Here is a 25,877-nt window from a genome sequence, read left to right as displayed (position 1 = left end):
TTTGCCAATAGGAGCGCAACTTGAATATTGTTTTTGCCGGAACTCCGGAGTTTACCCTTCCTGCTTTGGATGCTTTAGCCAAATCCCGACATCCTATTATGGCAGTCTATACCCAACCGGATAGGCCTGCAGGTCGAGGGCGCAAATTGCAACCATCAGCAGTTAAGTCCTGGGCAATCTCTCATCAGTTGCCTATTTATCAACCCCTTAATTTTAAAAGCGAAGAAACCGTTGGGCAACTTGAAGCATTAAAACCAGATGTAATGATTGTCATTGCTTACGGCTTAATTCTACCAAAAAAGGTTCTGGGAATCCCTAAACTTGGCTGCATTAATGTACATGCCTCCTTGCTTCCGCATTGGCGTGGGGCCTCGCCCATTCAACATGCTATTTTGCATGGTGATAATGAAACAGGGGTTACCATCATGCAAATGGATGAAGGGATGGATACAGGGGCAATGCTGGCCAAAGCGCGCTGTCCCATATTTCCAGAGGACACAGCAGGGACGCTGCATGATCGCTTAGCCGAGCTAGCAGTCGAACCTTTGCTTCGCACCCTGGACGATTTGGAAAACAATCGTGTGCAGCCACAGCCGCAAAATCATAGCCTTGCGAGCTATGCCGGTAAAATCAGCAAAGACGATGCGCAAATTGATTGGCAGCAATCTGCATTGGATATCCATAATAAAATTCGTGCTTTTAATCCTTGGCCAATTGCCTATACCAGAGCAGGGGATGACTTGATAAGAATTCATTATTCCCACGTCGAAGATTGCTCTTTTGAAGCAGTGCCTGGAACAATACTTAGTTTGGACAGAAAGGGGATGCTTGTCGCAACTGGCAAACAGGCCTTAATGATTGAAAAAATCCAATTTCCCGGGGGTAAAATCCTTTCGGTGGCTGATTATTTAAATGCCAACCGCTCACAATTACAGGTTAATGTCGTTTTAAAATGAAAAAAAATGACCGGTTAGAAGCCCTTCGCATTCTAAAAAAACTTTTTGAAGAAAAAATCCCCCTGTCTCAATTGCTGCAAAGCGCAAATGAGCTGTCGCCCTTTACCAAGGAAATTTGCTTTGGCGTATTACGCCATTATGTTCGTCTGCAAACAATGGCTGAGCAACTGTTAGATAAAAAGCCAAAATCACTGGAAGTCTGGCTGATTTTGCTCATTGGCCTTTATCAATTGCACTATATGCAAAAGCCAGATTATGCTGTGGTTAAGGAAACAGTGGCTTTACTTGATCGCAGTAAGAACAGCTGGGCTAAAGCATTAATCAATGCGGTGTTGAGAAAATTTTGTCGAGAGCATTCGACTATTCAAGCAACTCTTGAGCAAATTCCAGCTTTCCATTTCGGACATCCGCAATGGTTAATTGATGAAATCCAAAAGGATTGGCCTAATGAATGGCAGCACATTTTAACAGCCAACGACAGCCATCCCCCCATGAGCCTTAGAGTGAATGAACGTAGTAACAGTCGAGACCGCTATATGCAACGGTTACGGGAGGCAGGCATTGAAGCTTACCCCCATGAGCATTCATCGGTGGGTATTCGCTTGCAAAAACCTTGCAATGTGCATGAGTTGCCTGGTTTTGAACAGGGGGAGGTCTCCGTGCAAGACGAGTCAGCACAACAAGCTGCAATTTTGCTGGATTTACACCCAGGTTTACGGCTGCTGGATGCGTGCTGCGCACCCGGTGGTAAAACTTGTCATATTTTGGAAGTAGAACCGCAATTAAAAGAATGCCTTGCGCTGGATGTGGATGAGAAACGCTTAAAGCGCGTTCAGGAGAATTTGTCGAGACTTCATTTAAGCGCTACTTTAATAAAAGGCGATGCTTTGGTTCCTGACACGTGGTGGGATGGTCAAGCCTTTGATCGCATTCTCCTGGACGCCCCTTGTTCTGCAACGGGTGTTATACGTCGACATCCTGACATTAAGTTATTGAGGAGCAAAGAGGATATCCTGGCGATTAGCCAACTGCAGGCAGATTTATTAAATAGCTTGTGGCCCCTTCTTGCCAAAGGGGGTTTACTGGTTTATGCAACTTGTTCCATCATGAAAATAGAAAATGAAGAGCAGATTCAAAAATTTGTTTTAAGCCATAGTGATTGTTCTTTGGTTGATTCGCAGGCATGGGGGCAGAAAAGACCCTATGGTTGGCAAATTTTTCCTGCAGAAAAACAGGGAGATGGGTTCTTTTACAGCATTCTTAGGAAGCATTGAGACATGATTATCAATTGGCCGATTGTTATTGTTTTATTTTGTTTGAGTTTGCCAGGTGTATTAATCGCGGTACCGCGCCTTTTGGCCGTATTGCTTCCGAATAACAGCGAAGAACTGAGGAAACGGGTCGGTAAACTCGCCATTGGACAAACCTTGTTTATGCTGATGTTAATGAACATCGCTGGTAGTGTTTTATCCCTGCGGACCGGCTTTACAGCGCCAATTCTGGACAATTTATTATTGGGCAGGTCTGTTGTTGGTCCACTTGTCGAAATGCTACCCCCTGTTTTATTCGCCACCCTGGTGGGCTTGCTGATATTTTTCATTCTTTATTATGCAGTTGTTGCCAGTATTCTGGATGAGCAAAGCCTAAAGATTATGTGGCGTATTCGTGCTGCTTTAAGTCTCGACGGATGCATTCTTTATGGAGCGGTTGTTGAAGAAATAATTGCACGCTGGGGCTTAATGAATGTGATTGCCTTTTTTGCAATATTATTTGCCGGCCAGCTAAGCGAATTTACAATCTGGATTTCCATTATTACCAGCGGGATATTGTTGGCTTTGCTGCAGCTCCCCGCCTATTTTGCTGCGGGTTGTCTCCCTGGTCGCCGTTTTATTTATGCCGTTTTAATCCTGACCATTTGGCAAGCCATTATTTTTGGCTGGCTGTTTTGGCATTACGGTTTAGTGGCGGCAATAATCAGTCATACTCTTTTTCATCTCGGCTGGTATTTATACGATAGAACGTAAAAATTTTGTAAATGCTACGTCACTTAAGCTTGACTTAATTTGAATCAATTATCTTTAGCTCATCCAGTCTTTTATTCAGTGATTATGGTCGAGAAATTAGAACAAATGAAAAGCCCCCTAGGTTTTGCCGCACAGAAAACCAGTGGCTTTCAAGTTAAAACAGAAACCCTCCAAAGGTATAAGCAATTAAAGGCATTGGCTCTGCAAGGAAATGCCATGGCTGCCTATCGTCTCTCCAAAATGCATCCTGAACACTCTGCGGAGCAGTTAAAATGGCTAAAATTGGCAGCGGATGAGGACTTAACCAATGCCATGCTGGATTTAGCCAAAGCTTTAGCCCAAAGCAATTCCATTACAGACTTGCAGGAGGCTGCCAATTATTTGGTAAAAATTTTTCACTCAAACGATAGCTTCATCAAAGAACAAGCTGATGATTTTCTTAATTCCCACCGCTGCTTGCGCAGTGAAGTGGCGCGACAATTGAATGGAAATAAAATATCGCACATCAGCATGAATTTCTTTGCCCGCTCTGGCAAAGAAGAGCCAGTTCCTCAATCTTCAGTTTCCTTAGAGTTATGATTGCCAAAGACTGTATTGTTGGTTCATACAGCACCATCCGTTAAATCCATCTAGGTAATTTTTTTATCCTGTGAAACAATTGATAAGTTTCTTTTAATCTATCCCGAATATGCAAACTGAATTTAAACTCATTCCCATTGAATACCTGCAACGAGGTCGCTACCAGCCCAGGCGCAGCTTTGATGCAGCAAGCTTACAAGAGCTCGCCGATTCGATTGTTTCTCAGGGCTTAATTGAACCGTTGGTGGTTAGGAAAAATGGCAAGGACAGTTATGAAATTATTGCCGGTGAAAGGCGTTGGCGAGCTGCTATGCTGGCTCAAATAGCGCAACTTCCCTGTTTGATTTCCGACTACTCTGATGAGCAAGCCGCCGCCGTTAGCCTGATTGAAAATATTCAGCGACAAAATTTGAATTTGATTGAAGAAGCGCAAGGTTACCACCGCCTTATCACTGAATTTCATTTTCATCAGGATGAAATAGCAACTTTATTAGGTAAATCCCGCAGCCATGTTGCCAACATACTTCGTTTGTTGAGTTTATGTGAAACGGTGCAAGACCTCATTAAATCCGGAACGTTATCCATGGGACATGCCAAAATGCTCGTTGGCTTACTACCAGCTCAACAACAGGCTTTAGCCAGGCAGATTGAAGAGCAGCAGTGGAGTGTTCGACAACTGGAGCAAAAAGTCAGGGAAATCAAGCAGGGAAAGGTTTTGCAAAATCCTCGAAAAGATCGGGATATTGAGCGTTTGGAAACTAAAATTGCCGAGCAAATTGGTGCGCCCGTGCAAATTATTGCAAATGATGCAGAAGGTGGTGTTTTGCAAATAAAATTTTTTAACAATGATACACTGGCAGGGCTTCTTGAGCGATTGGGCTTAAGTTATGATTAGCAATTATTTCAAAGCTAAAGTATAAAGGAAAATTAGGAATGAAAAGGACGTTATCAACTGCCTTGCTGACCCTTGCTGCATTATCTTCCTATGCCAGTTTGCAAAGTGGTGCGGATCAAATCATCAACCAGGTTTCGCCCTCACTCAACATTGGCGTTGAAGTGGTTGATTTAACCACGGGAGCAACTTTATTTCGTAGAAATCCCACCAAGGCTTTTGTACCTGCGAGCAACATGAAATTGTTTTCAGACGCTGCTGCCTTAATGGTTTTAGGTCCTGACTATCGTTTTAGAAATGAATTGAGTACCAACTCAGCTCAGCTGCAGCAGGGGGTGCTTAAAGGATCATTGTACTTGCATCTCACAGGGGATCCCTCCTTCAGTCACGATCGTTTGGCCAATCTGTTCGCCGGCTTAAAAACCTGGAAAGTAAACCGCATACAAGGGAATGTTTACATAGACAGCAGCCACTCCGCAGTAAGCCCCTATCCACCGGGATGGATGGCAGAAGATCGTGTCTACAGCTATGGTGCACCTTTAGCACCAGTCATGATTGATACAAACCGCCTCACGGTAACCGTAAACCCCTCGGGAAAGGTGGATGAATTGGCCATTGTAGAAACCAATGATGCCAGTCACAGCATCAGCATTAATAATCAGGTCAGGACGAAACCCAAGGGCAGTCGCTGCGGGGTTAGCTTTAACCTGGATCAGAACAATCATTTAACGGTAAATGGTTGTGTTATTGTGGGTCAATGGGCAGTGCAGCAGCAGATGGCCATAAGAAATCCTCTTGCTTTTGCCCAGGGTTTAATCAAACAGCAATTGGCTGAGGCAAATATCAGCCTTGAAGGGAATGTCTTGTTAGGCAAAACGCCCGCCGGTTCTCTTCTCATTGCCAGTGAAACGTCAAAACCTATTTCGCAATTGATGGCCGATACGTTAAAACCCTCTGATAATTTATATGCCGACAGTTTATTTTTACACGCTGCGGAAAAATTACATGGCTCTCCAGTTAATTGGCCAGAAGCACAAATCCTGGTAAAGAATTTCATTCAACAACAAACCGGCATTGAATTAAAAAATGCAGTTTTGACGGATGGTTCCGGTTTATCACGCCATGATTTAATCACTCCAGCTCAAACTGCGGCTCTACTGCGTTTCCTTCATGATAAATTCCCTCTTTCTTATGAATACATTGCAGCTCTGCCGGTTTCGGGTCGAGATGGAACTTTGCAGCGCCGCTTTAAAGGCCCGATGCAACAAGACTTGGTGCGCGCTAAAACCGGTACGATGAGAGGCATTGTCAGTTTGTCTGGTTATTTGTACACTGCAAACGCTCATACCTTGGCATTTGCGATTTTTATCAATCACGTCCCAGGAACAAAATCTTCAATTTCTGGTAAATACCGTTATGTGGTTGATGCTTTATGCAGTTATTTTTTACAGCAAAAACCAGGAAATAACACTTGGGCCAAAGTATTTGCCCCGCATGGGCGACTAAAATTTCAACAAAATCCAACGCAGGCCGAAGTACAAAAAAGTAGGCAAGCGAGATGGCGCCGTTTGGAAACTGTGGTTAAAAATGCCCTACGCGGCCAAGCTGTTACGGTTATTTACCGTGGAAACGAACTTGTGCTTAAGGATAATCAACCGGATACCAATTCCGTGCTAAACGCTCTAAAGGTCCTCAGGAACAAATATTCCTTTGCCGTAGCTCTAACCTCTAAATCCATTCCGAGTGGATTGGGAATAAGGCCTTTGGTTTTATGGATGCAAGACAGTGGTGCGGCCATTGGTGCACAGCGGGTTTGGACGATTCGCGAATCAGTCGCTTAGTACATGTAGACAGCAAGCAAGACTTGCTGTTTAACTTTTTTACAGCTCATGCCGAGCTGAGATTCCTTGATAGTCTTTACATTCAGATGCGCAGGCATGATGTTATGCAACTGGAAAATTGAAGTAGCTATTAGGAAAGGGTTCGTGTTTTAAGGTAAAATGCCACCATTCTTCCGGGTAAGGTGAAAAGCCAAACCGAACCATAAGATTTTGCAATAACTGCCGGTTTTTAAGCTGTTGTTTCGTCAGATTGCGGTAGGTAATGTGAGCCGTCCTGTCCATGCAGTCAAAACGCGTTCCAGTATCCATCGAATTATCATCTTGATAACTTGGGTTTTTGCCATAGCAGGGACCGCTTGTTTTTCTGGATGGGGTGAAAGGGTTTGGCCATTTGACCAGAGTCAAATCCACAGTGCTGCCGCGAGTATGCCCTGAAGCTTTGGCGATGTAACCTTTTTCAAACAGCTTTGCTTTTTCTTCACGGGGATAAAAGCATTCTTTCATTTTATTGTCCCTGGGGTTTTGGCTCCAGCGATAGAAAGCATCTACTGCCTTCTGAGGGCGATAGCAATCGTACACCTTTAGTGTGTAACCGCGTTTAAGGGCTGCTTGTTCAACTTTTGCTAACTGCAAAGCGGCTTCTTTCGTTAAAATGCAGCGATTGGATGTGTAGCCGGGAATGGGGTGGCCAATAAAGTTGTTTGAGCCCAAATAACGAAGATCTTCTATGATGAGGGGGGCTAAATCATGCAGGTAAACAAAGTCCTTAGGTAAGGCATAGAGGTTTGTGGCTAAGAAATTGAGCGTAAACACTGTTATATAAGGCTTCATAAGAAGAATTGGATTTTATTGTTTAAAACAGAATAACTTGTTCCTTCATCCCCGCCTATAGAGGCCATTAGCGGCGATAAAGAAACAAATGTAAAATATTCGTAAAAATATGGCAAAAAACTAATTCAATAAGGCTGTCTTAATCTTAATTCTATACTTTGTAAGTATTAGCTATGGTTGTTGGAAGCGCGTCATGTCTCTTGAAAAATTAATAGAAGAAATAAGTAAATACGCGAATAGTAAGGGCACTTCGGCACACGATGAGCAGAAAAAAAATTTTTTCAGTTTAATCCTTGACTCCTATCACGAAAAAACACTTACCGTCGCTAATTTAACCTTCTTTTTAATGCAGTTGGATCCTGAAGACCATCGCAATCTGTTTTGGTTATCACGCTCTCGCTCTGCGTCTCCAAATTCCCAGGCAGCACAATTGATTGCCAAGCTTTATCGGGAGTTGGGTGTTCCAATTACCGATCAGTATTTAGCACATTTGGTTGCAGCCAACTCTGGTCAAAAAGATGCGATTGGCAAAGTTCTCAGTACTTTCCCATATCGCTACTGGCAACGGGATCCTTGGTCAAAACTGGCAAGAAAAAACCTTGATCGTGAGCTAAAGGTTTCTTTAGGTTTGCACACTTTTGCGGATAAAAGCCTGGTTGAAGCTTTAGACGAAAAACCTGCTGATTTACAAAATAACTTATTAAAGCTCTTCCAAAATACTCCCGCTTATTTTCCGGAGGTGGTCAAACAGCTTTACGATATTCAAAAGAACAAGGAAAAGAACTCTGAGTTAGGAGTATTGGTTGCATTAGGAGAAGATTCTCCTGTAGAGGATCTTGAGAAAGAATTGCTGGCGCTGGTGCAGGAAAAACCTGAGCTTTTTAATGCCGTTTGCGACAGTGATCCTGAAATCGCTACCGCAGTTATTCAGGGTTTGATCAAAGAAAATCCGGTTCATGCTAAATACTTCTTCGATTTACCTCAAGCTCTGCAAGAAAGAGTACAAACGCTTCTGCAAGAAAGGTTTGATTTTACAAGCCTGGGTGCCATTTCTGAGTTAACAACATCCATTCATTTTGTACTGCAAAAACCAGAAGGCGTAGAACCTTTAACACATATGGTAACTGTTTTAGCCAAATCACTTGAGGCAGAACAAACCCATCTCATTGCTGATTTTCAAAAGAAACAGGCTATAGAAATAATTGATGCCTATCTTGCACAAGAGCCAGGCTCTTATAAATCTAATTTTTTCAACCAGTTAAAAAAAAGAATTGAAAGCGATGGTCTAACCGTTGATGTCTTGCTCGCAGAGCTTCAGGGTAAAGACAAGGGCCAATTATTTGCAAAATGGAGCGGCGCTAGTCAGTCACGTGCCATGAAGGTTCTTTTTGATCTATATAAAATGGCTAATTTTGTGAGTCCAGCGGAAGAAAAACTCTATAGGCAAAGCATTCACTTTGACCCTGTTAATGACGTTCTTGCAAAAAGGCATAACATTGATGCAAAGCGCCAGGAATACATTCAAAGAAAGGTAAGGCAAGCTTTACGTGCTGAGACGCGTTCAGCCTCTGAGCTTGCAAATAAGTCAGAATTGGAAAAACGAATCGTCCCTATTGTGAATGACTATAAAACCTATAGCCCTTTTGTCTACCGTTCTCATGCCTTTATGCAAAGGCAAGTTGAAGCCCGCTATCAGGCACTGTTGATTGAAAAAGCCTTTGAAAAAGTGGGGGACGGACGGGACGCCCTATTTGATCCCCAAGGACATATCATTGTCGTTGTAGATGCCGATGATTTTGAGCAAGAGGATTATGATTTAATTTTTCAAGGGATCCCGGGCTTAGAAGCCAATAAACACACTTTGGAAAAGATGCTTGGCAGGTCCATCAATGCTAAAACCCTTTGCAACCTTGATATAGCTGACTCCGAAGGACTTAAGCAGAAATTTAAGGAACGCCTTCATGCCCCCGAGCTGGATGAGGCTTTGGATCAATATCTTGCTTCTGATGAGCGAAGCAGCGTGGTTGCCTTGCAGGAAGAAATGATGATGCACATCTCCTTAAGCCTGCGAGGTTTGGAAAAAATGCATGGTGCCCCTTTATTAACGGAAGAGCAACGCTGGGCGGTCATGCGGGAAGTCAATAATGGGGTTTTGGTTAAATTTGCAAACATACTTAAGCAAGTCAAAGATGAAGAGGATGAAATTGATTTTGTGCGTTTAAATAAAGAGCTGGATGAAGCCAGGAAAGATTTGGCACCAGGATTTAGAGAACTTCTGGTTGATGCCATTAAAAAAGCTAAACCGGATGATTTCGAGTCCTTAACCGCCAAAATGGCTGCGGAACTCAACAAAGAGCATTTTACTGAAACGACCGCAACCGGTTGGGACTACCTTCGTACGGACAACGCTAACCAAAGCGTCACCCACATCAGCGCCACTGAAAAAACCGCCCACGGTAAACAATTAGGGGCTGAAGAACAAGCTGTGCGTGTAGTGAGCCGCAATCAATATATTGCTAATGGCCATCAGGTGAGAGCCTACCAGGATGCCACGGCAGAACTTCGTGTGCCTTCCATTGCGCAAAACTCAGGCCCTCACTCTGATGCGGTAAGGGATGTAAAAGAAAAATTAGCCAGGGATGTCAGACAATTGCGGGCGAAAAATGGCTATTACTCAGGACCGATAATTTACAATTTACTGACCTCCTTGCACAGCAAGGCTTACGACAATCTGCCAATACTGGAGTTGCAAAATAAGCAGCGTGCCAGTGCCGCCCGTATTTTAAAGGGTTCTCATTGGTTTAATTACGAACAACTTTTGACTGGTGAAACCCAGGCTTTTGTCTATGTGCAAAATATACCTGTGAATCAACACACAAACGAGCTGAACTACTATGCTTCAGATAATGCCACCAGCGAAGCTGCACTGATGGCCGATATGGCAATGCTTGCAACCTTTGAGAGGCAGGCTGCCCACTTTCCGCCACAATTGCGGGAAAGCATCTGCACGACTTTCCGTGCTGCCCATGCCAAATACATTAAATTTTTGCCGCAAGCAGAATATGGAAATAAATATTTTAAAGATTCGCAGCAAGGGAATGAGACAATCAAAGATTTCACGGCTAAAAAAGAAAAATGGAAATCGGCATTACCCATGACCCCTGCTGATAATTTGCCCGCCTTGGCTGTGCAAGCATTATTTAGCATTATGGTTAATGACCACCATCACAATAAGCAGTTTGGCATGTTAACTCAAGCGCTCTCCGTTTATGTTGAAGAAATGTCCATGGCTGGATGTAAAAGTGCCAATGAGCGCTATCAAGCTGTTTCTTCCCGCGCCGGTTTGCTCAAAAGCATTGCTCAAAATGAAGGTCCTTTCAGCCATGAAAAGCAGGCTGTCCTCGACACCCTTAAGCTATTTGTGTCTGGCAAGGCAAGCATTGAACAATTGCAAGAGAAACTGGATATTGCCTATAACAAGCACAACTTACACGGGGCGGTAGCAGCAATTAGTGAAGAGGATCAAGGTGCTTCTTCAAAAGTACAAGCCACAAGCAATAAGGAAAATAAAGGGGTGGTTTCCGAATGGAATACCAATTACGCGGAATCAGGGTATTTATCGCGTCTCTTTCAAAAATTCAGTTCTAAATTACAGGCTCACAAAGCCCAATTAACCGAGAAGTTTATTGAGCTCTTTAAAGCCAGAACAGCAGAAGCTTCGCCAGAGGAACCAAAAATGTCCTCTATCCCATTAGTGCACTAGATCTTTTTATACTGCCTGCTGTTAGGCAATAGGATAGTCCATAGAGGGAACTTAGCCCCCTATGGAACAGTATTTTCTTAATAGTATTCAACATTCGTGGTGGTTACATCCACAGGTTCCGTATCCACAATGGTAGTGCCGCTATAGACGGCTGGGGTTGTAAATACTGCTGAAGTGGAACCACAACAGCTTGGCGTTCTAATCACTGCAGTTGTCGCTGTTGGGCAACATCTCCTTGGAACCGTTACAACGGAGCTGCAGCAACTGTTTCTTACGACGGGAGTAGTAACGACACGGGTTGTTACTACCGGAGTGACACTGACTTGTCGATATTCAACAAGCTCAGCGCTGGTGTACCCACAAGCTGTCAAAAGAGCTGACATAGGTGCTAATGCTATCCATTTCATAATTAACCTCTAGTCTCGGCTTTAGGTAACCAAAGTGTAGAATATTTGATCAATATTTGCCAGTTGGTTGCGTGGATTGAATTTCTAGATCAACTTCCATCTGCGTCTTCCTCATCAGGAATTTTGCCATCCAGGAAGTATAAAAAAATTAAAATTTGGGCCACAGCACGATACAATTCAGGAGGTATTTCTTTTTTTAATTCTACCTTTGCCAGCAAGGCTGTTAGCTCTTTGTCATGATGAAGTGGAATCCCATGTTCTTTGGCCGTTTTAATGATTTGTTCGGCAATGCCCCCTTCACCCTTCGCAGTGACGATTGGCGCAGAGTGGCCATCATAATGTAAGGCAACGGCTTGTTTTTTTTCAGTCATATTTTAATGTCCAAAAGGCGGAATGATGTATTGGCTTCATTTTCCTTAAGTCCCGCTTGCAAACTCCATAGTTTCAGAGTTAAACCCAGGGCACTGAGAAGTTGAGCAACGGTTTGCTCATGACTTTCAAGAAGCGTAGCCGTTTCTGGCAAGTCGCTATGAATTTGAATGTGAATGTTTTTATGCTCCAGAATGACTTTTGCCTGAATATCACCAAGATTATCCAGATGAAGAGCGAAATCCATAGACCAGATCGAATCTGATTTTTGCGTTTTATGTTGTTTGAGCATCATTGCAATGACTTCGGCACCCTGATTCATGTAAAGAGGTAGTTCCATCGAAATGGTGTAGTTGTTCTCTTGCCCGTCCAATAAATGCAAGAGCTGGTGACTTTCAATTCTTGCCAGGGTCTGATTGGTTTGCTCCCGCAAGAGTGGCAGAATATGTTCAATTTCTTGATTTAAAAAAGAAGGGAGAGGTGAGCGAGCTAACGGCTTGGGAATCATACCAGGTATAGGTAATTCATAAAGAGCGGAAGAGTGGCCTGTTGAGGAATTTTGAACATTTTCCAGCAGGGCAGCTATCCGCAAGCATTGACCTTTAAAATCAAGCATCAAGGGATGGTTTTTGTTTTGTGAACCCTTGGCAAGCAAGTTTTCCAGAAATAGGCCGCTTGCTTGCATCGCTTGGGCGAAGTGAGCCGATAATTGTTCCAATGTGGTCATAGAAGACCAAATGCTTTGAATTGGCTGCTGCAAACCGGTAGGCAAGTTAGGATGATTCTGTAGAGCAAATAAAGAAGCTAAAAACTGTGTAGCAGGAGCTTGTTGCGGCAAAATTCTTAGTAAGGCTGAGTGCAATAAGGGCAGGGGTGGCTCTTCTCTTAAAATTTGCAAAACGATTTCACCCTCTGTTTTGACGACTTTAACGTGCAGCAATTCTCCTGCTGCCAAATGCTGGGAGGTTCTTGCATTCAGGTTTTGACCGTTGATGTTAATTAAAACCTGGTTGTCATTCAAAGTCTTGAGGACGACCGCTTTCAAAACCTGGCCAATATACAGTTCGCTATCCGTTTTAGTAAGCTTCAATTCCTGTTGCGGTTCAAGCCTGACTAAGGGTGTTTGCGTCGAAATAGGCACAACCATATTTATTCCTTAATTTGCTTGTCATTTACAAAGGCATTTCACTATACTGATGCCCATTGTATCGGCTGTCATCCCAATTGCTTAATGCTGATCATGGAAAGCGGACTACGACTGGGATTTTCTACAGCAGTTATACTGAAAGGATATCTCCCCTAATGGGACAATAAAACAGGGTGTAAAAATGCTAGACAGAGCAAGCGTAGTTGACGAACAGTTTCTTCGTCGTGTAAAGGAAGCTGATTTCCCCCCCGGGATAACCTCCACTTCACCAGCCGAAGTTGGCTTAGATAAAATAACCGCCATTGAATTGTTCGATTCTCAAATCAAATCGCGACTATTGGATTTAATCGCCCGGCAATTAAAAGAAAAAGGCTTGTCCTATTACACCATTGGCAGCAGTGGCCATGAGGGCAATGCGGTGCTGGGCAAACTGTTTCGAGCCAGTGACATGGCTTTCCTGCATTACCGCAGTGGTGCTTTTTATTTGCAGCGTGCCAAACAACTATCAGGCTCAGATGGGGTAAGAGACATCTTACTGTCTTTAGTTGCAGCAGCAGAGGATCCAATTGCCGGTGGGCGGCATAAAGTGTTTGGCAGCGTTGCTTTAAATATCCCGCCGCAAACATCAACCATTGCCTCTCATCTGCCGAAAGCCCTGGGTGCTGCTTTATCCATCACTCGCGCTAAGGAATTAGGCATTCACAGTAAATTACCTGTTGACGCAGTCATCTTATGTTCTTTTGGGGATGCCTCCACCAATCATGCTTCGGCACAGACCACTTTGAATGCTTGTTCGTGGATGGCCACCCAATCTTATCCGGTGCCATTAATATTTATTTGTGAGGACAATGGCATTGGTATTTCTGTGCCAACTCCAAGCAAGTGGATTCAAATGTCTGTTCAATCACGTCCGGGCTTACATTATATAGCCTGCGATGGTCTTAACATTGCCGACATTTACCAAAAAACCATAGAAGCTGAGTACTTGGCGCGAGTAAAAAAACAACCGGTTTTTTTGCACATGAAATGCACCCGTTTATTAGGCCATGCGGGTTCAGATATAGAGTCGCAATACAATAATCAGGCTGAAATTGAACAACGGGAAGCCAATGATCCTTTGCTCCATACTGCAAGAATTCTGCATCAGCAAGGTTGGATGTCCCTGCAAGGAATGATTGATCTCTATCAGGCGAATCGTGCCTTGATTGAGGCTAAGGCCATGGAGGCGGTTCATCTGCCTAAAATGACCAGTGCAAAACAGGTTATGTCGTCCATTTTGCCAAAGAGCCGCAATAAACGGGGTTACTTACTTCCCGATGAAAACCGTCGGAAAACTGTATTCGCAGAGGCTTATAATCAGCTCTCAATAAAACGTAACTTAAGTCAGCACATTAATTTCGCTTTGACGGATTTAATGATGCAGTATCCCAATATGCTTATTTTTGGTGAGGATGTGGGTAAAAAAGGAGGGGTGTATCGAGTGACGGCTGACCTTCAGGCACGTTTTGGCAAGCGACGCGTGTTTGATTCCTTACTCGATGAGACTACGATTTTAGGAACGGCGATCGGACTTGCCCATAATGGCTTTATCCCAGTCCCTGAAATACAATTTTTAGCTTATTTGCACAATGCCGAAGATCAATTGCGAGGCGAAGCTTCCACCTTATCCTTCTTTTCAAATGGGCAATACCAAAATCCCATGATCATTCGCATTGCCTCACTCGCTTATCAAAAAGGGTTTGGCGGCCATTTTCACAACGACAATTCCATTGCCGTTTTGCGAGATTTGCCAGGTGTGTTGGTTGCTTGTCCTTCCAATGGCCCTGATGCAGCAATGATGCTAAGAACTTGCATGAGGCTTGCCCATCAAGAAGGACGAGTTATCGTATTTCTTGAACCCATTGCATTGTATATGACGAAAGATTTGCACCAGCCGGGAGATAATGGCTGGTTATTTGAATACCCCCCGTTGGACAAAACCATTGAGCCTGGAGAGGTCGGAGTATACGGGGAGGGTGATACCGTTATCCTAACCTATGCCAATGGTTATTATTTATCACGGCAGGCGGCTAAGATCCTTAAAGAGAAACATGATGTGGCGGTGAAAATCATTGACCTGCGCTGGCTAAGTCCGTTACCCGCCGAAGCCATTTTGCGCGAAGTGGCCAAAGCAAAGCGGGTTTTAATCGTTGATGAAGGCCGGCAAAGTGCATCCCTCAGTGAGGGCTTAATCAGCTTGCTGGTGGAGCAAGCCAGCAACCGCATAAAAATAAAAAGAATTACAGGGGAAGATTGCTTCATACCATTGGGCACAGCCTGGCAGTATTTATTGCCAAGCCGCGACTCGATAGTTTCGGCTGTTTTGGCATTGCATTCAGTTAAAAGGGAGAAGGAACGTGGACGATTTGTTATTTCTTGACGAGCAACTGCACGATGATGAGCGTATGATTCGTGATAGTGTGGCGCGTTTTGTGAGTCAAGACGTTATCCCATTTATGGGAGACGCTTTCGAACAAGCGGAATTTCCAAAAGAATTGATTCGAAAATCAGCTGATTTGGGTTTATTGGGTTTAACTCTACCGGCCGAGTACGGAGGGGCTGAAGCATCCTACGTCGCTTATGGTCTGGTTTGCCAGGAATTGGAGCGTGGTGACAGCGGTTTACGAAGTTTTGTTTCAGTACAAAGCTCATTATGTATGTATCCGATATTCCGGTATGGCACTGAAGAACAAAAAAAACGTTGGTTGCCAGCGATGGCTGCAGGCGAGGTGATAGGTTGTTTCGGGCTAACGGAACCCGATTCAGGGTCAGATCCTGCGAGCATGCGTACCCATGCCAAAAAGGTAAATGGTGGCTGGCGGCTAAATGGTTCTAAAATGTGGATCACCAATGCCCCCATTGCTGACATTGCCATTGTTTGGGCAAAAACAGAGGAAGGAGTCCGGGGATTTATCGTTGAAAGAGAGGCAGAAGGCTTCCTCACCCCTGAAATTAAACAAAAAATGTCTCTACGTGCTTCTCTCACAGGCGAGCTGGTTTTTGAAGATGTGTTTGTCCCTGATGAAAATTTTTTACCTGGTAGTGAGAGAGGCTTAGGCGCTCCACTCAGTTGTTTAAGTCAGGCGCGTTATGGCATAGCCTGGGGGGCTATGGGAGCGGCTATGGCTTGCTTTGACATCACCCGCAATTATCTACTTGAACGAAAGCAATTTCACAAGCCACTCGCTTCCTTTCAATTGATCCAAAAAGATCTGGCGCAGATGTATACGGAAATCATCAAAGCACAATGTTTAAATTTACAAATCGGCCGACTTAAGGATGAGCAGCGTGAGACTCCTGTGATGATTTCTCTGGCCAAAGGCAATGCCTGTCGTGAGGCTCTCAACATCGCCCGCAGCTGTCGCAATTTATTGGGAGCTAATGGGATAAGTCTCGAATACCACGTCATAAGACATATGTTGAATCTTGAGTCCGTATTTACCTATGAAGGTACGGATAATGTCCACACACTGGTACTTGGCCGACACATTACCGGCATTAATGCTTTTGGCTAATTCCTTCTTGGCCTTGTCAAAATTTCACTCAGTTGACAAGGCTAGCCTATAATTAAAGCAAACTTATTCTTTGAATTATGCCATGAGTATTCTGGAAAAAGAGACTGAAGATAGCTTAATAGAACCTGAACTTGATTTAAGTGAGGATCTTAAACTGTCTGGGACATCCAATGATTTTAATCAAAACCAGTTTCAAGGTGGCGATATGGTTGATTTATTGGGTGACGGTGTACCGGGTTATGAAACAACGGGTGAAGACGAAACGGATGATGACATTGCTTTAAATGTGCTAAATAAAAAGCCAACTCCTTAATGGCTTTTTATTAGCAAAGGATGCATGTGAGGTCTAGATCCCACACTTACTCAAGCTGCTGATTTCTGTTGCTCTCTCTGTGCTGTTTATATCACGGATGATGACATGCGGCCCTTTCTCACCACGGCCAGGGGGGGTAATCGCCTGCACTTCACAGCCTAATTTCATTAATGTTGCGCCAAATTGCCTAAAGAAGCGGCCTGGGTCGGCGCTCTTTAACGGCACAAGGGCATCAACGCGACTTTGGCCATCCGCGCGAAGGTAGGATGAGACTTCATCGCCAAATAAATCTTTAAGCCTTAAGGCTGAAACAGTTTGAAGTTCTTCTTGTTCGTAGTTGTAACATTCGGCGCTCACTTTGTCCCAAAAAACCAATTCGAGTTGCGGTTCATCATGGAACATAATTTGAACACCTAGAGGGAAATAGTAGCGATACCCTTTAATTTCATATTTTTTGACCATGTATTCATAAGCTTGTGTTTCATAAGCGGGGTTTTTAATGTGGAACCAAAGGTATTGCCGCGCATTTAAATCTTCCTTTTCAATCAATTGTTGAAACGTAGCATGACCAAAGCCAAGTACGAAAAGGACAGCCCCGTCATTGTCTTCCACCGCCTTTCGTCCTTGTGTGACAAGGAATTGTTCTCTTTCTAGGGAATCAATACCAACCCTCATTTGTTCGGGGGCGGTTAAATCAAAACCTATAAGTTCAAGCCCGTTGTCACGAATGGCTTCAAGAAGTTCAAGTTTTGAATAAACGCTTCGCATTTTTTCAATTTCGGAACGGAATTGTTCACTCGCTGGGCTCATGCTGGCGATCACATGGGATTGCCTGGCTACAATAAATTGAAGCATGCGGATTTTTTCAGTTAAAGAAGCACCGACTTCCATACCATCAATGCATAAGGCTTTGTAACCTGCTTTTTTTAATAAAGGAAGTTGTTTAACTATAAAATTAGTGACTGAGCGGTCAGCATGGCTTTCATAAAAAACAATTGGTGCTAAAGCGTATTTACCCATCATTAAACTCATTGTTCGGTTATTTCCGTTGATTTTACTGGATAAACCTTAAGAAATTGTTAAAAACCAGCCTAAATAGACTTTAATTGACCAAAAAGAGCAATAATTTGCTAGAAACGGCAGGGTTTTGGTTGAATTTTGTATAAATTCTGATATTCTGTCGCAAATTTGACTTTTATTTGGACAAAATGGAAAAAATTATATTTATGCTTAATCTGGCTTTGTTATCAGTAAACAATGCAGTGGGAGCAGAAAAGACCGTTGCATTTAGTCCTTATGCCGACATCACCATCAATACCCATTGGGATGCAGAAACTCAAGACATGGAGCCGATGGATTTAACCCAGATCGCCCTGGATAATAACATAAGACAGTATCATTTGGCTTTTATTACCGACAGTGGAAGTTGTCAGCCAGCATGGGGTGCACAAGCCACTTATGGTTTGGAAAATAATTGGGGAAAACATTTGACGGACAAGCTGGCTCAAAACGGCATTGATGTAACCATCTCCTTTGGAGGTGCAAGCGGGACTGATATTTCTTTAAACTGTGATAAAGATAAGTTAAATGAAATTTTTGAGAAAGTGATTAGCGCTTACCAGGCCAAGGGACTTGATTTTGATATAGAAAATGGCACGGCCGACGTCAACAAACTCATTCAGGCCTTGCAATCTTTCCAGCAAAGACACCCCAAAATACGCTTGAGTTTTACATTGCCAGTTCTGCCAGAGGGTTTAACCTTTGAGGGCAAAGAAGTCCTTAACACAGTCAAGGCCGCAGGCCTTAACTATCAAGTCAATATCATGGCCATGGATTATGGTCCTGCTTATGCTGGCGATATGGGTTCCTATGCGATTAGAGCCAGCAACGCTTTGCACGATACCTTAAAGGAATTGTATCCGGAAAAAGACGATGCATCCCTTTGGCAGCAAATTATGGTGACTCCAATGATTGGCGTGAATGACGTCAATATTGAGCAATTTACCCTGGATAACGCCGATGCATTAAAACAGTTCGCCGACAGCAAACGCTTAGGTGCCTTATCGATGTGGTCTATTGCCAGAGACAAACCCTGCGCTGAAAAATGGGCAAGCCCAACCTGCAGCGGTAAAAATCTACAAAAAAGTGATTACGAGTTTGTCCAACATTTTCAAAAACCCGCTTCAGCAAGCGACAAGACGGACAAAAACAGTAAAACTCCGAAGTGATTTAACCCAATAACTTAAATGGGCTATGCTAAATAGCAAGCCCATCTTGTCATTTGGATAAAGACAAGTTATTATTCGCTTCCAATCGGGGCGTAGCGCAGCCTGGTAGCGTACTAGCATGGGGTGCTAGTGGTCGAAGGTTCAAATCCTTCCGTCCCGACCAAGCCCAGTAAGAGTTTTAACGAACCCCCATCCCCTAAAATAAATTCTTGGCTACACTTCTGGCTACACTTTCTGGAAATGGTTCAAATGAGCGTAATAAATATTAAGCCTATTTCTGAGATTTATCTTCGGGTGAGAGGGGAGTTAAAATTATTAAAAATTGCTCTAGTAAAAAAAGACTTAAAAAAAATTATGCGACATAGAACCACCTTGCATAGTTTAACAACAGATTTCGAAATTAGTTTAAAGAATAATGAAAAAGATTTACTTATTCATTATAGGATTAAAGAAGCATCTAAGAGTTTATTGATGCTTGTGCAATCCACTCTTCATACCGCATCTCACTACCTCTCGATGAATTTAAGCTGTCTATGAGTGGCTTCCAAAGTTGCTTTCGAATTTTTTCATTATATGTTGAATTTGTTGCATGTATCAGAATTGACCACAAATGCCATTTATAGGCATCTTTTCTCATAGAATTAATCAATCCAAGTCTATGTAATATGTTTTTGAACTGATTTAGAGGCTTTCCGGTTAAAAGAGATTTAGTTTGTGGTTGCAAATTAATTGAAACATTTGCATTGAATTCTTCAACAGCTGTTTCAAAAATAGTTTTTACTATTTCTGAGTAATCTGAGGTAGTTCGATATTTTTGGAATAGTTGTGCGGGACTTCCACTAGCCAGAATTTTATATTCAATCTTGATGTTTTGAGGGTTTAAACTAATTAATTGCTCGAAATATTCCTGGACAGTTTTTTGCACGTTATTTTTAAAATCATTCAAATTCATATCGAGTTGTCTTGGTTCAACAAGCAAATTAAATTCATTTTCAGTAAAATCGTATATTAAATAGTGTATGCTTTTACTTTTGGCATCCCAATAAAATGAAGTTCTTATGTCCATATTTTTCTCCAAGAGTTAAATATAGTGTAGAGCAATAATTGATCACTTTGTTGTTAAGTTTCGGAATTAAGCCCCTAAGAAAGGCTTAATGATAAAAAACGAGGATAAATTCCAAATGCATCTTGAATCCAACCAAATTGTTTTCTCACCATCAGATCTGACTCAGTTTATGGAAAGCCCCTTTGCATCATGGATGGAACATCTTGCAATAACTCATCCAGACCTATTGCCGGCTTCTGATGAAAAAGATGAATTGCTCAGCGTGTTGCATGATATGGGAAATCAACATGAATTAGAAATATTAGCTGCATATGAAGCTAGCGGATTAACTGTAGCCAATTTACACAAACGAACGGATTCATATCAAGCTACTATGGATGCAATGCAGAGAGGGGTAGATATCATTTACCAAGCTCATTTGGAATTGGTACCGTTTAGAGGATATGCGGATTTTTTAGTTAAGGTTGAAGGGAAAAGCATTTTTGGGAATTATTGCTATGAAGTTTGGGATACCAAGTTAGCTAAATCTGTTAAACCCTATTTTCTGATACAACTATGTTGTTATGCCGAAATGCTTGAGGCAATGCAACTTACCAGCGCTGAACACATCACCATAGTCTTGGGCAACAAAGAACAAAAGCGGTTCAGGATTAATGATTATTTTTATTTCTACAAGAATCTTAAACATAAATTTTTAACTGAGCATCTACATTTTGAACCAACTAAATGTCCAGATCCAGCTTCATCAAGAAGTTGGGGAAGATGGAGCACATATGCCGAGAGTCTGCTATTAAAAGCCGATCACCTGATTCAAGTCGCTACCATTACTTCAGGCCAAATCAAAAAATTGAATAAAGCCGGTATCAATACTATGACTGCTTTAGCTGAAGCAAATGGTAACACTGCAAAAGGCATAAAGCCTGAAATATTCGATCGGCTAAAAGCTCAAGCCAAAATCCAAAAAGAAAGTATTGGGAAAGAAATACCAGCTTACCAATTAATCAATAATGATGATGGAAAAAAGCAGGGATTGGCTTTACTACCCCCACTATCCAAAAATGATATCTTTTTTGATATTGAAGGATTCCCGCTGGAAGACGGAGGTTTGGAGTATCTTTGGGGTGTTACTTATTTTGACGATAATAACCAGCGTCAGTACATGGATTTTTGGGCGCATAACAGAGATCAAGAACAAGAGAGTTTCAGAGCATTTATTGAATGGACTTATCAACGATGGCAACAAGATCCATCCATGCACATCTACCACTATGCCAGTTATGAAATTACAGCTTGTCGTAAACTAATGGGCAGATATGGTGTGTGTGAATATGAAGTTGACCAGTTGCTACGCAATGAAGTATTTGTTGATTTATATAAAATTGTAAAAGGTGCCTTGTTAATAGGCGAACCACGTTATTCGATTAAAAATGTTGAGCATTTATACCGTGCCAAACGAGATACGGAGGTAGGTTCTGGAGGAGACTCGGTTGTTGTTTACGAACGGTGGCGAGAAAATCCTGACGGTGATACTTGGCAAACCTCCAAGGTATTAAATGATATCCGTTCTTATAATATTGATGATTGTAATTCTACTCAAGAGTTAGTGGTCTGGTTACGAGACAAACAGAAATCCAGCGGCATTTGCTTCCTTGGTAAAACAGAATTAGTTGAGCCTGAAATTAAAGAAGAAATTAATGAGGGTATTAAGCTTCGCAATAACTTGCTGGCACGAGTCTCGCAATTAAAAGATGAGGGTAAGGAACAATTATCTAAAATTAATACTGTGATGGCATGGTCAATCGAGTTTCATAGACGTGAATCAAAACCCGTGTTTTGGCGTCTGTTTGATCGATTAGGGTTAAGTGAAGAAGAATTATTAGATGATATTGATTGTCTGGCCTTTTGTCATAGAACTGAAAAAATACCTTACAAGCCAACTCCCAAAGCTCGTAATTTAGTCTATGAATATTCATTTGATCCAACTCAGGAATTCAAGGGTAATGCAAAAGATTACTATTTGTTAGGCAATGAGACTCCAGATGGTAAAAACATTAAAGCGGCTTACCATGCAGAAGGCAGTGACTTGGATCATGGGATTATTGCATTGCAGATAAAAGATGAGCCTGATAGCCCAATTACTTTAATTCCATATGAATATGTAAAGCCTGATCCGATACCTCAAGCAATTACAAAACAGGCGGAAGCGTTTGCAAAAGGGGAGCTTGCGCAAACAGCTATAGTTGATTTTCTGAGTAAATCTATCCCCAGAATCAAGGGACATAATCCAGGTCAGCCAATCGCTCCTAGCCACGATCCGAAACAACGATTGAATGAAATCATTCAGGCAGTTATTAATCTGGATAACAGTTATCTGACGATACAAGGACCACCAGGAGCTGGTAAGACATACACGGGTAAACATTTAATTGCTGAATTGATTAAACGAGGTAAGAGAGTAGGCATATCTTCCAATAGCCATAAAGCGATCAATAATTTATTGATTAGCACTGCCCAATACTGCCATAAAGAGGGAATTACGGGATATTTTGCTTGTGCAAGTAATACTGACCCAGCTATTGATGATTTGAAGATTAGTGTGCTGGAAAATAAAGATATTGCTGGCTTTTTGCAGGCTGGCTGTGTTGTAGGAACTACCGCTTGGGGTTTTTCCAGAGATGATCTTGAAAATGCCTTTGATTATCTGTTTATTGATGAAGCAGGACAAGTTAGTGTTGCCAATTTAATTGCTATGAGTCAATCAACCTCCAATATCATCTTAATGGGGGATCAGATGCAATTAGGTCAGCCTTCACAAGGAAGCCATCCAGAGGGCAGTGGCTTATCGATTTTGGATTATCTGTTACATTCGACCCCAACTATACCTGATTCCATGGGTGTATTTTTGGGAACAACATACCGTATGCATTCGGCTGTAAACCACTTCATTAGCGAAGCTATATATGAGGGTAAATTGGAAACCGCTCCAGAGAACAATGAGCAATTAATAACTGTACCTGCAGGGTATCATGGTGTATTAAACAAGGAAGCTGGAATAATCACTGTACCCGTGATGCATGAAGGTAATACGCAAGCTAGTGACGAAGAAATTGAACAAGTTGTTGTTTTGGCCCAAGAATTGTTGGGAAGGACTTTTAATGCTAAAAACGGTCAACAAAGAATAATTGGTTGGAACGATATATTGTTTGTTGCTCCATATAATTATCAGGTCAATAAACTCAAAGCGGCTCTTGGAGATAAGGCTAGGGTAGGGAGTGTAGATAAATTCCAAGGGCAAGAAGCGCCTGTTGTGTTTCTAAGCATGTGCGCAAGCAGTGCTAATGAGTCTCCTCGCGGGTTAAATTTTCTTTTTGATAAAAATCGTATTAATGTTGCGGTATCAAGAGCACAATGTATGGCAATTGTGGTTTATTCTCCAGCGTTGCTGGATTCCATACCAAATAACGTCGATCAAATCACTATGATGAATTTGTTTTGCCAATTAGTGAAAGAGTAACAATTTGTTTGATCTAAATACAAACAAAATACGAGATAAATAATCATTTTGTGGGTTTATATGGATCATAGTGTAAAAAAACACGCCGCAATATTATTGTTTTGGTGAAATAATAAAATTATAATCCGAATCTGTTATTCAAGGATATTAATAAGGAGATGTTATGAACGTATATTATTCTAATAGAATTGATGCCGATGAAGATAAGGATGAATATATGCCTTGGTAAATAAAGGAGATGCTTATATCTCCTTTCATAATTTTATATTGATATGAAATTAGTTTTAAACAATGATGTTCTTGCTGTAATTGATGATTTCTTAGAGCTATCAGCTTTTGAAAAAATTTGGAATTTTATTCAAACTGAAAAATTCAAGTTTGTTCACTCTTCTAAATGGGTAAATGCTTTTAGTCTTGAGGATGGATCTCCTTTATGGGGCAGCGTTACTATTTCTCATCCTAGGCCTGAAGCCTGCACAACAGAGCAAATTTACCCTACAAACACAACCATTGATTTATTTATAAATGAATTAATTGCAAGATCCTCTGATTATTCTCATTTAATTGGTTTCAAAGATAGAGATTGGGATTTTTTCTATGCTAGACCTTATCTATATCCTAGAGGCTCAGGTCTTTCCTGGCATACTGATGGTAAGTACAAAATTTCAGGTGCCTATGTATATTACTGCCATCCCATTTGGGACATAAATTGGGGAGCTGAATTATTGATTAATCCTACACCTCAACTTGACTTCGATTATCCTGAAGTGACGTTAATCAATAATAAGAAGAAAAAGGTAGGATACCATCTTAATAGCGCTGAATTGAATAAGTATGCTGATGACGGAATTGGATATTATATTGTTCCCAAACCCAATAGATTGGTTATTTTTAAAAATAATATTCTGCACTGCATAAAAAAAGTAGAAAATGCAGCAGGAAATCATGTAAGGGCATCGATAACAGGGTTTTTTATGAGTAATGACAAAATACATGAAACGAAAGAGGCAGAAAAAGAACATTCAATCTGACAATTATTTGAATTAGTCTAGTCCCGCCAGATTATAGATAACTATCAATCTTAATATATATGATTGGAATTAATTAATGAATTTAGTGCATGAAATCACACCTACACTAGCTCAAGAAAAGGTAAATTTTGTTATTTTGGTACCCAATACTGATGAGGCAGTTTTATCTAACTTTATACTTAGAGTAGAGGATATTCCTTATAATGAACAACCTGGTCATTATCAATTTAAAAAATGGTCTGCTTGGTGTTCTGCTCATTTCTCTTCTTATTACTACTATATTAAGTATAAAAATGCTCTCTTAAGATGTAAGCAATTTTTGTATGACTTTGGGCCTTTATCAACATTAGATCACGCCGCTCTATACGATCATTGGATTTGGGAAATGAAACCCCACGTATTGAATCAGGAAAATATTTGTTGGATTGGCTATGACTATTCAAAATCGAGAACATTAAGTTTTTTATCCCATGGGACTAATATTGAACTCCGTCTACTTGAAGGCAACTTGAACGATGAAGAGTTCTTGGAACTGTGTAAATTTTTTTCTCCTCTTCCATCATCAAATGAAATCTTTAAAAAGAATTTTTTTGAACTATCCTATTGGTCTCGTTACAACAACTGCCTAGAAAATGCATGTATTAATAGAAATGAATATAAACCACCTTCAAGTATATGGAATTTAAGATGGCCATTACATAATATCCTTAGAGGTAGCAAACCGGATCTCAATATAAAGTATTTAAACCTGCTTAACTTAGATTTTAATCTGGATAGTCAAATTATTTATGGTAATGGAAATCAAATAGAAGAGATTCAACTTGTTATGTTTCCGAAAAATGGAAAGAAAAACCAAATTGCGTGGTTTCGTGTTTTTAATAAAGCCTCCTTTCCAATAAAGAAACCAGCACTTTCTAGATTGCCTAATATGAACTCATTTAGTGGATATAGTAATTTTAATTTAACAGTCCTAAACCCGAAGAGTGGTTTGATTTCGAGCAATATATACATTGCAAGTTTTAATAATTGTTATGGACCACATGATGCTCTTTGGTGGGATAATGAAAATGCTTATCTACTGCAACTAAGCGCTAATGCTAATAATTCTATAGAGTATTTTAAGGGAGTTTTTTGTCAACTTATAGATGACAAATGATTATTCTATGGATAGCAACTTAGGAGCAATGGATTATGTGCCCCTCAATGCTAAAATAAGAAATTGATTTTATTATAATTGTAATCGCAGGAATCCACTACAATTATCCTACGATATATAACAATGTCTTACTCAAATACTCAAAATCTTCACAGTCGATTGGGATCCCAAATTATATACTATTGGTGTTAATCCTGAACTTTCCT

At 41.4% G+C, this 25,877-nt stretch carries 20 protein-coding genes and 1 tRNA gene; 15 read left to right on the top strand and 6 right to left on the bottom strand.

Annotation, left to right across the window (positions count from 1 at the left end; translation table 11 throughout):
- Positions 1 to 20 precede the first annotated feature (20 nt).
- The 6 genes from fmt to dacB all read left to right on the top strand — a co-directional run bounded on the left by fmt (position 21) and on the right by dacB (position 6,292).
- Positions 21 to 956, top strand: coding sequence for a methionyl-tRNA formyltransferase (gene fmt / locus EL203_RS12485; protein ID WP_058471903.1), 936 nt, complete (start codon positions 21 to 23; stop codon positions 954 to 956).
- A complete protein-coding gene (rsmB, locus tag EL203_RS12480) occupies positions 953 to 2,230 on the top strand; it encodes a 16S rRNA (cytosine(967)-C(5))-methyltransferase RsmB (RefSeq protein WP_058471904.1) in 1,278 nt (425 codons plus the stop codon). The genes fmt and rsmB overlap by 4 nt, the downstream gene beginning before the upstream one ends.
- Positions 2,231 to 2,233: 3 nt before the next feature.
- Positions 2,234 to 2,980: a CPBP family intramembrane metalloprotease gene (locus tag EL203_RS12475; RefSeq protein WP_058471905.1), complete on the top strand. Its 747-nt coding sequence runs from the start codon at positions 2,234 to 2,236 to the stop codon at positions 2,978 to 2,980.
- 39 nt (positions 2,981 to 3,019) lie between these two features.
- Positions 3,020 to 3,559 (top strand): SEL1-like repeat protein, encoded by a 540-nt coding sequence (locus EL203_RS12470; RefSeq protein WP_126320125.1) that lies wholly within the window; start codon positions 3,020 to 3,022, stop codon positions 3,557 to 3,559.
- A gap of 109 nt (positions 3,560 to 3,668) precedes the next feature.
- Positions 3,669 to 4,454, top strand: a complete 786-nt coding sequence (locus tag EL203_RS12465; RefSeq protein WP_058471907.1) for a ParB/RepB/Spo0J family partition protein — start codon at positions 3,669 to 3,671, stop codon at positions 4,452 to 4,454.
- Positions 4,455 to 4,492: 38 nt separating this feature from the next.
- On the top strand, positions 4,493 to 6,292 hold the full coding sequence (gene dacB, locus EL203_RS12460) for a D-alanyl-D-alanine carboxypeptidase/D-alanyl-D-alanine endopeptidase (RefSeq protein ID WP_058471908.1): 1,800 nt from the start codon (positions 4,493 to 4,495) through the stop codon (positions 6,290 to 6,292).
- Between the two features lie 102 nt (positions 6,293 to 6,394).
- On the opposite strand, the gene EL203_RS12455 is transcribed toward dacB, so the two are convergent.
- Positions 6,395 to 7,105, bottom strand: a complete 711-nt coding sequence (locus tag EL203_RS12455; RefSeq protein ID WP_232003956.1) for a M15 family metallopeptidase — start codon at positions 7,103 to 7,105, stop codon at positions 6,395 to 6,397.
- A 211-nt stretch (positions 7,106 to 7,316) separates the two neighbouring features.
- Between EL203_RS12455 and EL203_RS12450 the strand changes: the two genes are divergently transcribed.
- A complete protein-coding gene (locus tag EL203_RS12450; RefSeq protein ID WP_058471910.1) occupies positions 7,317 to 10,886 on the top strand; it encodes a hypothetical protein in 3,570 nt (1,189 codons plus the stop codon).
- A gap of 77 nt (positions 10,887 to 10,963) precedes the next feature.
- Here the strand turns inward: EL203_RS12450 and EL203_RS12445 are convergent, their stop codons facing one another.
- The 3 genes from EL203_RS12445 to fliK form a co-directional block, all read right to left on the bottom strand.
- A complete protein-coding gene (locus tag EL203_RS12445; RefSeq protein WP_126320124.1) occupies positions 10,964 to 11,293 on the bottom strand; it encodes a hypothetical protein in 330 nt (109 codons plus the stop codon).
- A gap of 89 nt (positions 11,294 to 11,382) precedes the next feature.
- Complete coding sequence (locus EL203_RS12440; RefSeq protein WP_058471911.1) at positions 11,383 to 11,664, bottom strand: EscU/YscU/HrcU family type III secretion system export apparatus switch protein; 282 nt, start codon at positions 11,662 to 11,664, stop codon at positions 11,383 to 11,385.
- Positions 11,661 to 12,809: a flagellar hook-length control protein FliK gene (fliK, locus tag EL203_RS12435; protein ID WP_058471912.1), complete on the bottom strand. Its 1,149-nt coding sequence runs from the start codon at positions 12,807 to 12,809 to the stop codon at positions 11,661 to 11,663. The genes EL203_RS12440 and fliK overlap by 4 nt, the downstream gene beginning before the upstream one ends.
- 181 nt (positions 12,810 to 12,990) lie before the next feature.
- On the opposite strand from fliK, the gene EL203_RS12430 reads away from it, so the two are divergent.
- The 3 genes from EL203_RS12430 to EL203_RS12420 all read left to right on the top strand — a co-directional run bounded on the left by EL203_RS12430 (position 12,991) and on the right by EL203_RS12420 (position 16,676).
- Positions 12,991 to 15,228: a thiamine pyrophosphate-dependent enzyme gene (locus EL203_RS12430; protein WP_058471913.1), complete on the top strand. Its 2,238-nt coding sequence runs from the start codon at positions 12,991 to 12,993 to the stop codon at positions 15,226 to 15,228.
- Positions 15,206 to 16,363 (top strand): acyl-CoA dehydrogenase family protein, encoded by a 1,158-nt coding sequence (locus tag EL203_RS12425; protein WP_058471914.1) that lies wholly within the window; start codon positions 15,206 to 15,208, stop codon positions 16,361 to 16,363. Before EL203_RS12430 ends, EL203_RS12425 begins: the two co-directional genes overlap by 23 nt.
- Before the next feature lie 82 nt (positions 16,364 to 16,445).
- A complete protein-coding gene (locus EL203_RS12420; RefSeq protein WP_058471915.1) occupies positions 16,446 to 16,676 on the top strand; it encodes a hypothetical protein in 231 nt (76 codons plus the stop codon).
- A 33-nt stretch (positions 16,677 to 16,709) separates the two neighbouring features.
- Here EL203_RS12420 and EL203_RS12415 read toward each other — a convergent pair whose 3' ends face one another.
- Positions 16,710 to 17,699: a hypothetical protein gene (locus EL203_RS12415; RefSeq protein WP_064108423.1), complete on the bottom strand. Its 990-nt coding sequence runs from the start codon at positions 17,697 to 17,699 to the stop codon at positions 16,710 to 16,712.
- 185 nt (positions 17,700 to 17,884) lie between these two features.
- On the opposite strand from EL203_RS12415, the gene EL203_RS12410 reads away from it, so the two are divergent.
- Complete coding sequence (locus EL203_RS12410) at positions 17,885 to 18,904, top strand: chitinase (protein ID WP_058471917.1); 1,020 nt, start codon at positions 17,885 to 17,887, stop codon at positions 18,902 to 18,904.
- An 86-nt stretch (positions 18,905 to 18,990) separates the two neighbouring features.
- A tRNA-Pro gene (locus EL203_RS12405) sits at positions 18,991 to 19,067 on the top strand.
- 294 nt (positions 19,068 to 19,361) lie between these two features.
- Here EL203_RS12405 and EL203_RS12400 read toward each other — a convergent pair.
- Complete coding sequence (locus EL203_RS12400) at positions 19,362 to 19,970, bottom strand: hypothetical protein (protein WP_058471918.1); 609 nt, start codon at positions 19,968 to 19,970, stop codon at positions 19,362 to 19,364.
- A 115-nt stretch (positions 19,971 to 20,085) separates the two neighbouring features.
- On the opposite strand from EL203_RS12400, the gene EL203_RS12395 reads away from it, so the two are divergent.
- From EL203_RS12395 to EL203_RS12385, 3 genes are all read left to right on the top strand, one after another.
- A complete protein-coding gene (locus tag EL203_RS12395; protein WP_058472266.1) occupies positions 20,086 to 23,484 on the top strand; it encodes a TM0106 family RecB-like putative nuclease in 3,399 nt (1,132 codons plus the stop codon).
- A gap of 272 nt (positions 23,485 to 23,756) precedes the next feature.
- Positions 23,757 to 24,515: a 2OG-Fe(II) oxygenase gene (locus EL203_RS12390; protein ID WP_058471919.1), complete on the top strand. Its 759-nt coding sequence runs from the start codon at positions 23,757 to 23,759 to the stop codon at positions 24,513 to 24,515.
- 76 nt (positions 24,516 to 24,591) lie between these two features.
- Positions 24,592 to 25,671: a hypothetical protein gene (locus EL203_RS12385; RefSeq protein ID WP_058471920.1), complete on the top strand. Its 1,080-nt coding sequence runs from the start codon at positions 24,592 to 24,594 to the stop codon at positions 25,669 to 25,671.
- The last annotated feature ends 206 nt before the right edge of the window (positions 25,672 to 25,877 follow it).

It is taken from the genome of Legionella jordanis (genome assembly GCF_900637635.1).
Lineage (GTDB): Bacteria > Pseudomonadota > Gammaproteobacteria > Legionellales > Legionellaceae > Tatlockia > Tatlockia jordanis.
Note: the sequence above shows the minus strand (reverse complement) of the source record. Positions and strands in the feature narration are given on the sequence as shown.